This window comes from Nitrospirillum guaranorum, assembly GCF_034653275.1.
Taxonomy (GTDB): Bacteria; Pseudomonadota; Alphaproteobacteria; order Azospirillales; family Azospirillaceae; genus Nitrospirillum.
Genome location: NZ_JAYEES010000004.1, coordinates 1,713,713 through 1,729,207, shown reverse-complemented (window position 1 = coordinate 1,729,207; position 15,495 = coordinate 1,713,713). Strand labels below are relative to the sequence as shown.

The 15,495-nt window shown below is 68.2% G+C and carries 12 protein-coding genes; 6 read left to right on the top strand and 6 right to left on the bottom strand.

The window, feature by feature from the left end; all coding sequences use genetic code 11:
- Positions 1-341: 341 nt before the first annotated feature.
- From UAJ10_RS29290 to UAJ10_RS29280, 3 genes are all read right to left on the bottom strand, one after another.
- Complete coding sequence (locus UAJ10_RS29290; RefSeq protein WP_322918923.1) at positions 342-2,438, bottom strand: tetratricopeptide repeat protein; 2,097 nt, start codon at positions 2,436-2,438, stop codon at positions 342-344.
- A gap of 30 nt (positions 2,439-2,468) precedes the next feature.
- Complete coding sequence (locus UAJ10_RS29285; protein ID WP_322918922.1) at positions 2,469-3,185, bottom strand: MBL fold metallo-hydrolase; 717 nt, start codon at positions 3,183-3,185, stop codon at positions 2,469-2,471.
- Between the two features lie 103 nt (positions 3,186-3,288).
- Complete coding sequence (locus UAJ10_RS29280; RefSeq protein WP_322918921.1) at positions 3,289-3,534, bottom strand: hypothetical protein; 246 nt, start codon at positions 3,532-3,534, stop codon at positions 3,289-3,291.
- Positions 3,535-3,816: 282 nt separating this feature from the next.
- Between UAJ10_RS29280 and UAJ10_RS29275 the strand changes: the two genes are divergently transcribed.
- From UAJ10_RS29275 to UAJ10_RS29265, 3 genes are all read left to right on the top strand, one after another.
- A complete protein-coding gene (locus UAJ10_RS29275) occupies positions 3,817-4,746 on the top strand; it encodes an HD-GYP domain-containing protein (RefSeq protein WP_322919076.1) in 930 nt (309 codons plus the stop codon).
- A gap of 691 nt (positions 4,747-5,437) precedes the next feature.
- Positions 5,438-5,659, top strand: coding sequence for a hypothetical protein (locus tag UAJ10_RS29270; protein ID WP_040842923.1), 222 nt, complete (start codon positions 5,438-5,440; stop codon positions 5,657-5,659).
- Positions 5,649-6,080, top strand: a complete 432-nt coding sequence (locus UAJ10_RS29265; protein WP_322918920.1) for a MarR family winged helix-turn-helix transcriptional regulator — start codon at positions 5,649-5,651, stop codon at positions 6,078-6,080. The genes UAJ10_RS29270 and UAJ10_RS29265 overlap by 11 nt, the downstream gene beginning before the upstream one ends.
- A gap of 58 nt (positions 6,081-6,138) precedes the next feature.
- On the opposite strand, the gene UAJ10_RS29260 is transcribed toward UAJ10_RS29265, so the two are convergent.
- Both UAJ10_RS29260 and UAJ10_RS29255 read right to left on the bottom strand, forming a co-directional pair.
- Positions 6,139-7,152 carry an NADP-dependent oxidoreductase gene (locus UAJ10_RS29260; RefSeq protein WP_322918919.1) on the bottom strand — a complete coding sequence of 338 codons (1,014 nt, stop codon included), beginning with the start codon at positions 7,150-7,152 and terminating at the stop codon, positions 6,139-6,141.
- A 198-nt stretch (positions 7,153-7,350) separates the two neighbouring features.
- On the bottom strand, positions 7,351-10,257 hold the full coding sequence (locus UAJ10_RS29255) for a TonB-dependent receptor domain-containing protein (protein ID WP_322918918.1): 2,907 nt from the start codon (positions 10,255-10,257) through the stop codon (positions 7,351-7,353).
- Positions 10,258-10,730: 473 nt separating this feature from the next.
- Here UAJ10_RS29255 and UAJ10_RS29250 point away from each other — a divergent pair, with 473 nt between their 5' ends.
- Complete coding sequence (locus UAJ10_RS29250; protein ID WP_322918917.1) at positions 10,731-11,978, top strand: aspartyl/asparaginyl beta-hydroxylase domain-containing protein; 1,248 nt, start codon at positions 10,731-10,733, stop codon at positions 11,976-11,978.
- 10 nt (positions 11,979-11,988) lie between these two features.
- Here UAJ10_RS29250 and UAJ10_RS29245 read toward each other — a convergent pair whose 3' ends face one another.
- Positions 11,989-12,591 carry a TetR/AcrR family transcriptional regulator gene (locus tag UAJ10_RS29245; protein WP_322918916.1) on the bottom strand — a complete coding sequence of 201 codons (603 nt, stop codon included), beginning with the start codon at positions 12,589-12,591 and terminating at the stop codon, positions 11,989-11,991.
- 202 nt (positions 12,592-12,793) lie between these two features.
- Here UAJ10_RS29245 and UAJ10_RS29240 point away from each other — a divergent pair, with 202 nt between their 5' ends.
- A complete protein-coding gene (locus UAJ10_RS29240; protein WP_322918915.1) occupies positions 12,794-14,278 on the top strand; it encodes an efflux transporter outer membrane subunit in 1,485 nt (494 codons plus the stop codon).
- A 26-nt stretch (positions 14,279-14,304) separates the two neighbouring features.
- A complete protein-coding gene (locus tag UAJ10_RS29235; protein ID WP_322918914.1) occupies positions 14,305-15,492 on the top strand; it encodes an HlyD family secretion protein in 1,188 nt (395 codons plus the stop codon).
- The last annotated feature ends 3 nt before the right edge of the window (positions 15,493-15,495 follow it).

Sequence of the window (15,495 nt, the reverse complement as noted above, 5' to 3'; positions counted from 1 at the left end):
GGTCCTTGGTTAGGAGACAAACGAAAATATTCGACACGTCCCATCATGAGGGACGGGCGCAGGCCAGGAAGACATCGGTTCGAGCCCCTTATTCCACCTTTGGTTTAGCGGAGCTTCCCAAGGACGAATCCTTTGGGAAAGTCCGGCGGAAAGGTGGCCGGGGGTGGCGGGTTCACGCCACAGTAAATTTTTCAACAATAACTTTAACAAAATTGACGCGGCCGCACAAATTTTTTTCGCAACTCTACCGTTAGGATAGGACGCGGCTTCGCCCCACTTGCGATCAAAGATTGCGGCGGGGGCCGGGTTTGGGCGCGGGGTCGATAAAAAACATAATATTTTCAGGGTATTGGTGTCGCAACCAAGTCGTTTGCCACCTGGCGTGCGGTGGCTGACCAATCACCCCAACACTCTTGGCGATACAGGCGCAGGGTTGGATACCAAGGGCTATCGGCGCGATCACGCAACCAGCGCCAGCAGCCGTCGGTGCGGGACAGCACCCACACCGGCCGGCCCAAGGCCCCCGCCAGATGGGCGACCGCCGTATCCACGGTGATGACCAGATCCAGGCAGGCCACCAGCGCGGCGGTGTCGGCGAAGTCCTGCAACTCCCCCGTCCAATCCAACAACGGAAAGGGCGCCGTGGCCGCCTGTGCGGCGGGCGCGCCTTTTTGCAGGCTGATGAAGCGGACATCGCCCGCGGCGGCCAGGGGGGCCAGCACCGCCAGGGGCACGCTACGCCGCCGGTCGATCAGGGCCGACACGGGGTCGTCCGGGCGGGGGTCGCCCCCCCACACCAGGCCCACGGCCCGCATGCCGGGCGGCACGGCCTGGGCCAGCCGCGCCCCCCAGCCCTCCACCGGTGGCGGCGTCAGATAGGGGCACTGGGCCGGAATGGTCTCCAGCGTGGTGCCCAGGCGGTGCGGCAGGCTCATGAGCGGGATTCGGGCATCCCAATCGGCGGCGTTGACGGCGGCTCCGGGCGGCACCACCGTCACACCGGGCAGGCTCAGGGCCATCAGCCGCGCCAGCGCCGGCTGCACCATGAGACCGATGCGAGCCAGGCCCAGCCGGTCCGCCGCCCCCGCCAGCAGGGCGGCGTAGCGCGCGAATTGCAGCGTGTCGCCGTGCCCCTGCTCGGCATGCACCAGCAGGCGTGTGCCGGCCATCGCCCTCGAATCCGGTCCCGGCCATTCCGGCAGGACGGTCAAGCCGGGGTCCAGCGGCGGCATTTGGCCGGTCTGGTGGCGCCATTCGTATTCCTGCCAACCCGTGGCCAGGTCACCCGCCAACAGACGGGCCAGCGACCGCTGCCAGTGCACCGCCGGTTCCCCCGGCGCCAGGGCCAGCGCCTTCAGGTAGAGCGCTTCGGCCCTGTCATCGTCGCCCAGGTCCTTCATGACCGTGGCCAGGTTGGTCAGCGGCCGGTGGTCGTCCGGCGCCGTGGCGGCGGCGCGGGCCAGGACCTCCGCCGCCGCCGACAGCCGGCCCTGGGCGTGCAGCAATACGCCCCGGTGGTTCAGCACCTCCGCCCGGCCGGGTTCCTGGGCCTCCGCCTGGTCCAACGCGGCGGTGGCGGCATCGAAGCGGCCCAACCGGGTTTCCAGGAAGCCCAGGTTGATGAGGATTTCGGCCGTTTCGTCGGCGGCGCCGGGCAGCGCCAAGGCCCGGCGCAGGGCGTCGGCCGCCGGCTCCGGCTGGTTCAGGGCCATCAGCGCCAACCCCAGCCGGGCCCAGCCCTCACGCCGGCCAGGATCCAGCTCCACCGCGCGGCGGGCCAGCGTGGCGGCGATCGTGGCCCGGTGGCTGCCGGACACCGGGGCGGCCCCCTGGGAGACGGACCCCTGGGAGACGGACAGATGGCTGGCCGCCTGGTTCAGCCAGAGGCTTACCAGGTTGCGCGTGGCCCCGGCATGGCCGGGCCGTCGCCGCAGGACCTCGGTGAACGCGGCTTCCGCCTCGTCCGTCAGGCCGGCCCGCGTCAGGGTCACCGCCAGATCGTCCAGGATATCGATGTCGTCCGGCGCCAGGGCGGCGGCGGCCCTCAGCGCCCGCACGGCGGCCGGCGCATCCCCGGCGGCCGACAGGGCGCGGCCCCGGCGCCGCTGCCATCCCGCGGCCTGGGGCGCACGCGGATTCAGGGCCAGGGCCTGTTCCAGGCACTCCGCTTCCAGCGCGGGGCGGCCCAGCGCCGCGGCCGCGTCGGCGCGGGTGACGTGGAAGGCGGCGGCCGGGTTGGCCCGTGTGGCCTGGCTGGCCAGGTCCAGGGCTTCATCCGCCCGCCCCGTCTGCAGGCACAACACGGCCAGCAGGTTCAGCGCGTCGCCTTCCGCCGGGGCCACATCCAGGATGCGGCGGTAGATCACCTCGGCATGACCCAGGGCGCCCTCACGGTGATGGCGCAAGGCCTCGTTCAGGGCGTCGGTGATGCTGGCCATGGGATTTTCCAGGAGAGGTGGGACGGGAGCTCAGCCCCGCGCCACGGCGCGGTCGGACACGAAGGGGTTGCTGCGCCGCTCCTGGCCGAAGGTCGATGGCTCGCCATGGCCGGGCAGGAAGGTGATGTCGTCACCCAGGGGGAACAACTTCTCACGAATGGACCGGATCAAGGCGGCGTGATCGCCGCGCGGGAAATCGGTACGGCCGATCGAGCCCTGGAAAATGACGTCGCCCACCACGGCCAGGCGAGAGGCTTGGTGGATGAAAACCACATGGCCCGGGGTGTGGCCGGGGCAGTGCAGCACATCCAGCGTCAGCTCACCCACCGTGATGGTGTCGCCATCCTCCAGCCAGCGGGTGGGGGTGAAGGGTTTGGCGTACAGCATGCCATACTTGGCCCCGTCTTCCGGCAGGCGATCGATCCAGAATTTGTCCTCCAGCTGCGGCCCCTCCACCGGCACGCCGGTCGCGGCCATCAGGTCCGCCACGGCGGCGGCATGGTCGACATGGCCGTGGGTCACCAGGATGCGTTCCAGCGTCAGGCCCTGGCGCGCCAGGAACTCCTTGATTTGGGTGACGCCGTCGCCAGGGTCGACCACCGCCGCCCGCTTGGTGGCCGTGCACCACAGGATGGAGCAGTTCTGCTGGAAGGGCGTCACCGGCAGGATGGCCACCTTCAGGGGTGGCGTGCCCGGCGCGGGCTTCGCGGCGGCGTCCGACGCGGGGGGGACGGTCTGGTCCGGCATGGCTGTCCTCGGGCGGTGGGGGACGGGAAGGCGCTTCCCCGTCATACTCCGCCGGGTGGCGGCAGGTCCAGGTTTAGCCGGGCTCGCGGGCCGCCAAGGGCGGTCACGCGGCGACCGGCCCCACTGCCGGGGCGGCCGTGACCAAGGCGCCGCCGATCGCCATCCAGCCCTGCGGGGTGACATGGGGGCCCAAACGCTGCGCACCCCAGGTGTAAACGCCGGCCACCACCACGATGAGCGCCGGCACCGCGACCAGCAGGGCCGGCTGCACCCGGCGCCACACGCGGGTGCGCCGGGCCATCATGATCAGGGCCAAGGCCATGAAAAGATAGGGAATATAAGGTTGCATGATGTTCTGGCCGCTTCTCAACGAAAGAATTGGGAATGAAATGGCGCGGGGCGCTGGCGAAGCGCTGGCTCAAGCGTGCCGCCTATTACGAGCAATGGGAAGGTGAACTCCTTGCGGGCGGCCCACCAGCTTTAACCAGAATAGAGTCCGGAGTCCAACGGGGTACTCCTTATGCCGGCGACCGATCGATCTATGACTTTGGGGCCGGTAGCAAATCCTTAAGCACTTCCCGCCGAGACTGCCTTCGTGGGTAGAGGGAGCGGGGTTATGGATATTGTCGTGATGCGTGCCGGGGCCGTGCTGGTGGCCGACGCCGCCCACCTGGCTGGATACTGGCCCGCCCTGCTGACCCTCACCCTGGCCGCAACCATGGCCGTGCGCGAGGTGTTGCGCCGCCGCGCGGCGGCCCGCGCCCGCCGGATGCCAAGGGCCCGGCAGCCGCCCGACCGCTTGACGGAAATGAGCCGCATCCTGGCGACGGAGGTGGCCCAGCGCCGCCGGTCGGAGGTGATGCTGGTCAGCGCCCGGGCCCAATTGGGTGAGGCGCAATCGCAAATGATCACCCGTCTGCGGTCCGCCAGCGCCCTGAAGGATAACGAAACCGCTTCCCACACCCACAGGGTGGGGAAGATGGCCCGTCATTTGGCGCTGCTGGCGGGATGCGACATTGAATTCGCCGACCAGCTGGCGTTGGCGGCCCCCCTGCATGACGTGGGCAAGATCGGCATTCCCGATGCCATCCTGTTGAAGCCCGGCCCCCTGGCCCCCGCCGAGTGGGATGTGATGAGGACCCACACCACCATCGGCGCCGGCATTCTCATGGGCAGCGGCCTGCCGGTGCTGGATCTGGCGGCGGAGGTGGCGCTGTGCCATCACGAACGATGGAACGGCCAGGGCTATCCCCGCGCGCTGAAGGGCCCCGCCATTCCCTTGTCCGGCCGCATCGTGGCCCTGGTGGACGTGTTCGACGCGCTCATGTCCGCCCGGCCCTACAAGGAGCCATGGCCGCTGTCGCGGACCCTGGCTCACATCACCGGTGAGGCCGGCGGCCATTTCGACCCGAACCTGGTGCGCCTGTTCATGGACCAGATCCAGGATTTCGTCGCCATCCGGGAGCGGGACCGTGATGACCAGGCGATGCCGGGTGCCGACGACGCCCTGGTTTGGGAGGAGATGGCATCCGCCCAGGTGATTCCCCTGCCGATGCGCTGACCGTCTTCAACGCGGTCATTAAGACACCCCATTATCAAAACACTGGGAGGCGGGGCCGTCGCGGCGCCCGCCTTTTCATGCCCGGCCCTGTCGGTCCGGTCCGACCGCCGCATAGGCGGATTGGCGGATGGCGCGTGACGGATACGGCCGTTACCGTGGGGCCGATCAAAGCGGTCCCGTCGGGGACATCCGAATCGATAAAAGGCGAACGCCCGTTTCTTGTCAGGGACTTGCCAGGCCCCGCGCTTAGGATGGCCCACGATGGCGTTCCAGGCATTCCCTGCCCCCTGGAGGGGGGATGGCAAAATCGGCGCCTTAATCGTTCCTGCAAGCGACAGCTTTTGACGGGTCGTGCGTATAACGACAAAAGCGCACCTAATTCGTGCCGCCCTGCGGAAGAGATGGCTGAAGTGCCAAGGGGCGGCCCCGGTGTCCGGGCGGTTTTGGTCCGGGAACCAGGATTGGTTGCAACGTTGCATCGGTGTGTTGGGCCCGAGCGATCAAGAGTGCCATTTCTGCAATGGCTCAGGTTGATGTCGCAACCACCAGGCGGATCCCGCGTCCGGCCGATGGGGGCGGAGGTAGGCCGGTAGACAGCGGATCTGGCGGTTTCGGGCGGCTTCGTCCCGCGTTCCTGGAAGGGGCACGACCAGGGGGCGCGGGGCCAAGCCAAAGAAGTGGATTTGCAGAAATGAAGATCAAAAGCGTCATCGTGATCGAGGTAGAGGCGGACGACTTCGTGGCGGCGGGTGACCACCAGGCGGCGATCCGCCGCCTGTTCGAGCCCATCATGGCCACCTACCCTCAGGCCAACCTCACATTCTCCCAGGTGAAGCAGCGCGCGGCTTCCCAGGTGCGGCCGTCCCTGCGCCTGGCCTCCAACACGGGGAACATGCACCATTATGACAGCTAATCAGAACGACCACCGCCATCGGCAGCGTAGCGCCCCCCTGGCGGCCCTGGAAGCCATGCGGGCCGTGGACGAGCAGTTCTCGCTGCAGGAGGCCTGCGGTTTCCTGTACATCTGCGAGAACGAAGGCATCAGCCTGCGGGAACTGGGCTTGCTGCTGCGGGCGCAGCCGCACACCGTGTCGCGCATCGTTGCCCGCCTCTCCACCGGTTTCGGCAATCGCGCCTCGGACCTGGTGGAGGCGCGCACGCTGCACCATGACAATCGCGTCCGCACCCTGCATCTGACGGAACGGGGCCGCACCTTGTGCCGCACCCTGAACAGCATCATCGTGCAGGCGGTTCCCATCCTGGACGATGGGGAGGGCGCCCCGGCCGCCACCCGGCCCGCCGCCGGCGCCACCTGGGCGTCCGCCTCGGTCTGATGTGAAGTCGCGATCCCCGGCGGAGGTTGGCCGCCGGGGCGCGTCTGTCCAGGATTGCTCAGTCGGCGACCTTCAGGGCCAGCTTGCCGAAATTCTCGCCCGTGAACAGCTTCAGCAGTGTGTCGGGGAAGGCCGCCACGCCGCCCTCCACGATGTCCTCGCGCGACACCAGCCGGCCTTCCTTGATCCAGCCGGCGATGTCCGCCACCGCCTGCGGATAGCGGTCGGCATAGTCGAACACCACCATGCCCTCCATGCGGGCGCGGTTGACCAGCAGCGACAGATAATTGGCTGGGCCCTTCACCGCGGTGGTGTTGTTGTACTGCGAGATGGCGCCGCACACGACGATGCGGGCCTTGCGCGCCAGCTGCGCCAGCACCGCCTCCAGGATGTCGCCGCCGACGTTGTCGAAATAGACGTCCACGCCGTTGGGGCAGTGGGTGCGCAAATCCTTGCGGATGTCGCCGGCCTTGTAGTCGATGGCCGCGTCATAGCCCAGGGTCTCCACCGCATAGCGGCACTTCTCCGGCCCGCCGGCGATGGCCACGGTGCGGCATCCCTTGATCTTGGCGATCTGGCCCACCACCGCGCCCACGGCGCCGGTGCCGGCCGAGACCACCACCGTGTCGCCCGGCTTGGGCTGGCCCACGTCCAGCAGGCCGAAATAGGCGGTCATGCCAGGCATACCCAGCGCGCTCAGGTGCACGGGCAGGGGCGACAGGGCGGGATCGACCTTGGTCAGCGCCTTGGCCGACAGGGTGGCGTATTCCTGGACGCCCAGGGCGCCGCTGACATAATCGCCCACGGCGAAGGCGGGGGCGGCGCTGGCCACCACGCGGCCGATGCCGCCGGCGCGCATGACCTCACCCAGGCCCACGGGTGGGATATAGGACTTGCCCTCGTTCATCCAGCCGCGCATGGCCGGATCCAGCGACAGGTACAGGGTCTGCACCAGCACCTCGCCCTCGGACGGGGGCCGCGCCGGCTCTTCCGTGCGCTGCCAGTCACCCTCCTTGGGCAGGCCGACCGGCCGGGCCGCTAGGCGGATCTGGTGGTTGGTGGGGGTGCTCATAAGGCGTTCTCTCCCGTGTCTTAGGGCCGGTGTGCCCCGGCCTTGGCTGACGCGGGATGGAGCCTAACGCCAACCGGCGCGAAGCGGTATATCGAAAATCATCGATGCGATTTTATTTCGCACAACATATTGGGGGCAAAGGAAAACGGCGGACCCGGAAGGCCCGCCGTTCCCGGCACGTCATTGAAGTCAAGCCAATCAGAAGTCGGCGGTGACCCCCAGGAAGAAGGTCCGGCCGAGGGTGTCGTAGATGCCGGGGAAAGTGTTGCCGTTGCCGTAGCTGGACGTACCCGCGATGCCGTAGACGTTGCTGTCCAGGATGGGCGGGTCCTTGTCGAACAGGTTGTTGACGCCGAAGCGGACCGTGTAGTGGTCGTACAGCGTGGCCGACAGGGCGATGTCGAAGTAGCTGTAGCTGTTGATGCGGCCGTCGGCCTTGTCATAGTCGCCCGACAGCAGGGCGTTGCTGGTGTTCTGGTCCAGCTTCACACCGCCGATGTATCGCCAGTTGCCCGACAGGTCGACATTCCACGGCGTCTGCCAGGTGACGCGCATGGTGTGGCGCCACATGGGCATGGGTTGGCCGCAGGTCACGCCGAACAGGCCCCGGCAGTTGTAGGCGCTTTCGCCCGGCTGCTGCTGCACCAGGTAGTTGGCCATCCAGGTGCCGTTGAAGGTGAACAGCACCGAACCGCGATCCTTGACGTTCAGGTCCTCCAGGTCGACCAGGTAGTTCAGGCCGATGTCGACGCCCTGCTCGTTCAGATAGCCGGTGTTCAGCTCGGTATCGATGATGTAGCCGCCGGTCAGCGCCAGGCTGCCGTTGCTGGCGCGGTGCACCAGGCCGCAATAGTAGCTGTCGCCGCTGTTCAGGCACTGGTTCAGCACGGACGAGGCGGACAGGGTGCTGATCAGATCGGTCACCCGGATGTCGAAATAGTCGATGGTGGCCGAGAAGTTGCGCAGGAAGGTCGGGGTGATGACGGTGCCGATGGTCCAGGTGTCGGCCGTCTCCGGCTTCAGCGCGGTATTGCCGCCGGTCAGCACGTTGCACTGCGAGGATGTGCATTCCGCGATGGTGCCGTACTGGGCGGCGGTGACGCCGGTGCGGGCGCACTGGGCCAGCGTGGCCGATGGGTTGGACCCCGCGCACGGGTCGGAGGCGGAGGTCAGGCCCACGGTCTGGGTGGAGTACAGCTCCAGGATGCTGGGGGCGCGGACGGCGCGGTTGTAGCCGCCACGGAAGCTGAGATCGGACACGGGCGCGTAGGTCAGGCTGGCCTTCCAACTGTCCACCACGCCGGACGAGCTGTAGTCCGACCAGCGATAGCCGGTGTCCAGCACCAGGGCCTTGGCCCACTCCCGGCCCTCGATCAGCGGCACGCGCAGTTCGCCGTAGATTTCCTTCACATCATAGGAGCCGCTGGAGTTCTGGGTGGCGCCGCCGGAGCCTGCCAGGTCGCCCGAGGAATTCTCCTCATCCACCTTCAGGTTCAGGCCTTCCTTGCGGTACTCGGTGCCGAAGGCGATGGCGACCGGGTTTTTGGCCAGCGGGCTCTGCACCCCGAACCGGCCGAAGTCGCCGGTGACGGAGCCCTGGACCACGTCCTGGGTGACGTTGCCTTCCTTGAAGGAGGTGGTCTTGATGTAGTTCCAGGCGTCGCTGCTGATGCCGTTCAGCGAGAAGATGTTCAGCGGCACGCAGTTCAGGTCGGTGCCGTCGACGACGGACTGGCAGGTGGCCACCCCGTTCACGTTCACCACCTGCAGGGCCTTCTGGACCTTGGAGATGGAAACGTCGTTCTCATAGTGCTCGGTGTAGATCACTTCCGAATGCTGGGCCGAGACGTCATAGCTCCAGCCGCCGCCCAGGTCGCCCTTGGTGCCGATGACATAGCGATAGTCGGTGTGGCGGATGTCGTCATACCGCTCCTGCCCCGACCCGCCGAAGCGCAGACCGATGGTACCCGACCAGTTGGTGCTGGTGCCGGCGTTGCTGCCGCACAGCGCCGTCGCTTCCGACGCCGACATCAGCGGGTTGTCGCAATTGATGTTGTATAGCGCCGAATTGAAGATGGCCGACGGGGCGATCTGGGCCCGGGTGTGGTCGGTCATGAACATGAAGTCGGTGTAGACGTCGAACGCCGGGCTGACCTCGTAGTGCGCGAAGGCGCCGCCCGTATAACGCTCGTCCTGACGCTGCAGATAGTTGTAGGGCCCGTAGTTGTAGGACAGGGCGCTGGTGTAGGGCACGAAGGTGGACGACCCGTCCGGGTTCAGCGACAGGCCGGTGCCCGAACCGTTGGTGCGGAAGCGGCCGTAGGTCGTGTTGCTTGACCCCTGGCAGACATGGCTGTCGTTGTCGGCGCCGGAAACGGAGAGGGAGCAGGCGGACCAGTCGCGGCTGGACTGCTTCACCGGCTCCGTCCAGCGGTAGGTGGCATAGGCGGTGACGTTGCCGCGGTTGTTGGGGGCGTTGGCGCCGATGACGAAGCTGCTGTCGCGCACGAAGCCGTCGAACTGGCTGCCCGGCACTTTCACGCCGAAGTTCTTCAGCGCCGTCTGCGCTTCCTTGTTGTCGTTGTCGTGCTGGGCGGCCGACAGCTGGTAGTCGACCTTCACGCCTTCGAAGTCGCGCTTCATCTTGAAGTTCACGACGCCGGCCACGGCGTCGGAGCCATAGACCGCCGAGGCGCCGCCCGTGACCACGTCCACGCTGTCCACCAGTGCGGCCGGGATGAAGTTCACGTCGGTGTAGGGATAGGCGGGGTCGCCGCCGGCCATGCGGCGGCCGTCGATCAGCACCAGGGTGCGCGAGGCGCCCAGGTTGCGCAGGTTGATGGTGGCCGTGCCGCTGGCGCCGTTGGACACGCCCTGCGTCTGGTCCGCGGTGATGCCCGGCAGGCGGTTCAGCAGGGTCTCGACGTTGGTCGTGCCCTGCAGCTTCATTTCCTTATCGGTGACCGTGGTCAGCGGGCTGTCGCTGCTCAGGTTCGCGGCCTGCTTGATGCGCGACCCGGTGACGACGATTTCCTGCAACTCGTCGTCCGCGGCGGCGGCGGTGCCCGCCGCCAGGGCCGTCACGGCCATGGAACCGACCAGCATGGTCCCCATCAACGTAGTCGACGTGAGCCAGTATCCCCGGTTTGTCATTTTCTTCACGTGTCTCTTCTCCACCCAACCGCCTGTAACGGCGTCTTGACGGTCACGTCGGCAATCCCCGTGCTGAAAAGGGGCTGTGGCTGCCGGATCGCTTGGAGCAGAGTTTTTGAGGAGTGAAAAACAAGCGTCAACTAAACCCGCCAATAACGCCGCATATATCGAGCCAATGTCACGTTTCAGTGACACTTAATATTAATAACGCACTATGATTTTGGTAACTGCTTCGTAACTGGCACCACATTTATTTGGATAATGTGATCAGTATTAGATGCAATGTCGTGCGGCCTATCGCGGAAGATTGCACAACGGCGGTGCAATTAAGCGCATTTCCAAAAGGTTAGGGCTCACATCCCTAGCATTGCGACCAAAGTTGTGGTGCGATGGCGGTGATAAGGCGCTTACAACGGGGAGCAATGATGAAGCCTGATGTCCCAGCCCAGCGGTCCAATGCGGCCGCCATGGCGGCCATGAAATCAGGCAATTTCGCGGACGCGCACGCCATCCTGGAGGAGGCGCTGCGCCATTGGCCGCGCGAGCTGTCGCTGTGGCTGAACCTGGCGGCGTCGCGACGGGCGATGGGGCGGCTGGTGGATGCGTTGGCGGCGGTGGAAGAGGCGCTGGCGGTGGAGCCGCGCCTATTCATGGGCTTGCTGATGCGGGCGTCGCTGCTGGAGGCGCTGGGCCGCAAGCGCGAGGCGGGCGAGGCCTACGGCGTGGCCGTGGCCCTGGGGGAGACGCAGCAGAATCTGGATCCGCCGACTCAGCGGGCGCTGGACCAGGCGCGCAAGGCCCACGCCGCCTATATCCAGGACATGGCCGACTTCCTGCGTCCGGTGGTGGACCAGGGCGCCGCGCGGGGCACCAGCGCCGACGCCCGGCGCATGGCCTTCTTCACCGACCAGGTGCTGGGCCGGCGCAAGGTCTACACGCAGCAGCCGACGCACTATCATTATCCCGACATGCCGGCGATCGAGTTCTATGATCGCGAGGAGTGCCCGTGGCTGCCCACGCTGGAGGCCGCCACCGCCGACATCCAGGGCGAACTGGCGGCCGTCCTGGCGGAAGAGGCGCTGGCCGACGCCTTCGTGCCCTACATCGACTACCGCGACGGGCTGCCCCTGGACCAGTGGGCGGAACTGAACCGCTCCCCCCGGTGGAGCGCCTTCCACCTGTTGCAGCACGGCCTGCCGGTACCCGGCAACGCCGACCGCTGCCCCAAAACCATGGCCGTGCTGGAGCAGATGCCGCAGCCGCGCATGATTCGCCGGTCGCCCGCGGCCATGTTCTCCATCCTCAAGCCGCGCACCCGCATCCCGCCGCACACCGGTGTCGCCAACACCCGTCTGGTGGTGCACCTACCCCTGGTGGTGCCCCCGGGCTGCGGCTTCCGCGTGGGCAACCAGACGCGGGAATGGAAGGTGGGCGTGGGCTGGGCCTTCGACGACACCATCGAGCATGAGGCCTGGAACGACGGCGACCAGGTGCGGGTGGTCATGATCTTCGACATCTGGAGCCCCCGCCTGTCCCCCGCCGAGCGCGACTTCATCGGCCACATCATGGCGGCCATGGACGATTTCCAGGCGCAGCAGCCGGAGGCCGCGGGCGGCTTCGGCGCCACCCCGCTAACGCCCAAGGCGGCAGGCGGCGGTTTCTCCAGTCTGTGACGCGGTCCGGTCAGTCGGCGGCGTAGGCGCGCAGGAACACATCCACCGCCGCGTCCGCCGCCGCGTCGATCGCGGTGGGACCGGGCTTTTCCTTGGCGTCCAGCATGACCAGGTCCACGTGCTCGGCCTCCACCAGGCCGCGGAAATGGGCGGCGGCGCGGTCGGCGTCGGTGTGGCGCAGGCGTCCCCGCGCCATCAGGGCGGTCAGGTAGGTCGCGAACTTGGACCAGCCCACCTTGGGGCCGTTCTCATACAACAGTCGTCCCACGTCGGACCGTGCCGCTTCCGACACGGCGATGCGGCGGATGGCCATGGCCCAGGGCGACAGGACGAAGCGCAAGTAGATACGGCCCAGGCGGGTCAAGGTTTCCCGCACGTCGTCGTCGGGGTTCAGCGCCTCGAACGAGCCCTGCTTCATATCCGCCGCGGCATGCGCCATGACGGCCACGAACAATTCCTCCTTGGACCGGAAATAGCTGTACAGCGTGGCCTTCGACCCGCCGACCCGCGCCGCCAGCTCGGACATGGAGGCGGCGGCGAATCCCACCTCCTGAAACAGGGCGCTGGCGGCATCCAGGATGGCTTGGCGGCGGGCTTCGGTCTTCACCTTCATGATGCGCGCGTTTCCTAAAGGCTGGCCAGCCGGCTGGATTGGGTGGGCTGCGGTCGATGGCGGCGACCATGCCCGTACCGTCCGGCGACGGCAAGGCGTAACATTCTATAACTGAACCGTACGGTCTGTTTATCCCTTGACGGAGTCACGCCGCAAGCGCATAAAACCATACCGTACGGTTCATTTATGCCGATAGGTTTCCATGCCCGCCGCCATCGCTTATCCCGCCCGCCCCCTGCGGCGGTTGGGTACCAGCCTATTCCTGTCCGCCGTTCTGCTGGGCATGGCCGCCTGCGCCTGGGTGCCGGACGTCGGTCCCGCCCCGGCGCCGCGCGACGCCACCGGCTTCGCCAGCCAGGCCAGTTTCACGCCAACGGCGGCGGCCGACTGGCCGCAGGACCGCTGGTGGACGGCTTATGGCGACGCCCAACTGGATGCGCTGATCGAGGAGGGGCTGGCGGGCGCGCCGGACCTGGCGGCGGCGGCGGCGCGGCTGCGCAAGGCCGAGGCCCTGGCCAGTCAGGCGGATGCCGCCCTGCTGCCGCGCGTGACCGGCAACACCCAGGTGACGGAGGACAAGCAGAGCTACCGCTACCTGTTCCCGCCGGCCTTCGTGCCCAAGGGCTATCACGAGGTGCCGCGCGCCACCGTCGATTTCAGCTATGACTTCGATTTCTGGGGTAAGAACCGGGCCAGCCTGGCCGCCGCCACCTCGGACGCCGAGGCGGCGCGAGCGGAGGTGGCGCAGGCCCGCCTGACCCTGTCGGCCGGCATCGCCGCCGCCTACGCCGACCTGGCGCAGCAGGCGGCCGACCGCGCCGCCGCCGCCGAGGCGGTGGATGTGCGGGTGCGCAGCACCAACCTGGTGCGCCAGCGGCGGGAGAACGGGCTGGAAACCCTGGGCGCCGTCCGCCAGGCGGAAGCGCGCGAGGCGGCGGCCCGCGGCGACCTGGCCGCCCAGGACGAGGCCATCGCGCTGACCCGCAACCGCCTGGCCGCCTTGATGGGCGCCGGGCCCGACCGGGGCCTGTCCATCCAGCCGCCGGCCGGCGCCAGCCTGAGGGCCTTCGGCCTGCCGGCCAACCTGGCGGCCGATCTGCTGGGCCGCCGCCCCGACGTGGTGGCCGCCCGCCTGACGGTGGAGGCGGCCGCCAAGCGCATCGCCGTGGCCAAGGCCGCCTTCTATCCCAACGTGAACTTGGCGGCTTATTTCGGGGTGCAGACCCTGGGCCTGAACGCCCTGACCAAGTCCGGCGCCACCATCGGCAGCGTCGGCCCGGCCGTCAGCCTGCCCCTGTTCGAAGGCGGGGCGCTGGCCGCCCAGTATCGGGGCGCGCGGGCCGACTATGACGCCGCCGTCGCCGATTACGACGGCACGGTGGCCAAGGCCCTGCAGGACGTGGCCGATGCCGCCGCCAGCGCCCGCGCGCTGGAAACGCGACTGGCCCATGCCCGCGACGCCCTGGCCGCCGCCACCGACGCCCATCGCATCGCCACCGCCCGGTATGAGGGCAAGCTTTCCACATACCTGGACGTGCTGACGGCGGAGGACACCCTCATCACCGACCGTCGCGCCCTGGCCGATCTGCAGGCCCGCGCCTTCACGCTGGACATCGCCCTCATCCGCGCGCTGGGCGGCGGCTACCAGGCCGCGCCCGCCGCCCCCCAAACCATCGCCGCCCGCTGACCCGCCGCGTTCCAAGGATCACCCCCATGTCCACCCCGTCCCGCACCCCCGCCGCCGAGGCGGCCGAACCCACGTCCGTGCATGTCCTGGCGCCGGCCGCCAAAAAGCCGTCGTCCCGGCGGCGCCTGTTCGCCGGCCTGGGGGCCGTCGTCCTGTTGGCGGGCCTGGGTTACGGCGGCTATCGCCTGGTGACGGGCGGCCGCTACGTCTCCACCGACAACGCCTACGTCAACGCCGACGCGGCGCAGGTGACCTCCTCCGTCGATGGCACCGTCCGGGCCGTGCCGGTGGTGGACACCCAAAGTGTGAAGAAGGGCGACGTGCTGGTGGTTATCGACGACACCGACGCGCGCATCGCCCTGGCGCAGGCGCAGGCGCAACTGGGCCAGGCGGAGCGCCGGGTGCGCGGTTACTTCGCCAATGATGGCGCCTTGGCCGCCCAGGTGGCGGCGCGTGAGGCCGATGCCGCCCGGGCCGAGGCGCAGCTGACCTCCGCCCAGGCCGATTATGACCGTGCCCGGGTGGATCTGGACCGGCGCAAGGCGCTGGCCGCCTCCGGCGCCGTGTCGGGAGAGGAACTGACCAGCGCCCAGAACGCCTTCGCCACCGCCACCGCCAACCTGGCCGTGGCCAAGGCGGCCCGGGCCCAGGCGGCGGCCAACCGCGCCGCCGCCCAGGGCTCGCAGAAGGTGAACACCGTGCTGATCGCCGACAGCGACGTGGCCACCAATCCCGAGGTCATGGCCGCCCGCGCCCGGGTGGAGCAGGCGCAGGTGGATTTGGGCCGCACGACGGTGCGGGCCCCCTTCGACGGCGTCGTCGCCCGCCGCCAGGTGCAGGTGGGCCAGCGGGTCAAGGCCGATACCATGCTGATGAGCGTGGTGCCGGTGGGCGAGGCCTATGTCGACGCCAACTTCAAGGAAGTGCAGCTGGCCCATGTGCGCCCCGGCCAGCCGGTGGAACTGACGGCCGATCTCTATGGCGGGGGCGTCGTCTTCCATGGCCAGGTGGCAGGCCTCGCCGGCGGCACCGGTTCCGCCTTCGCCGTCATCCCGGCCCAGAACGCCACCGGCAACTGGATCAAGGTGGTGCAGCGCGTGCCCGTGCGCGTGGTGCTGGATCCCAGCGAATTGGGGATCCATCCCCTGCGCGTCGGCCTGTCCATGAACGTCACCATCGATACGGCGCCGGCTGACGCCGCCGGCAAGCGCTGAGGG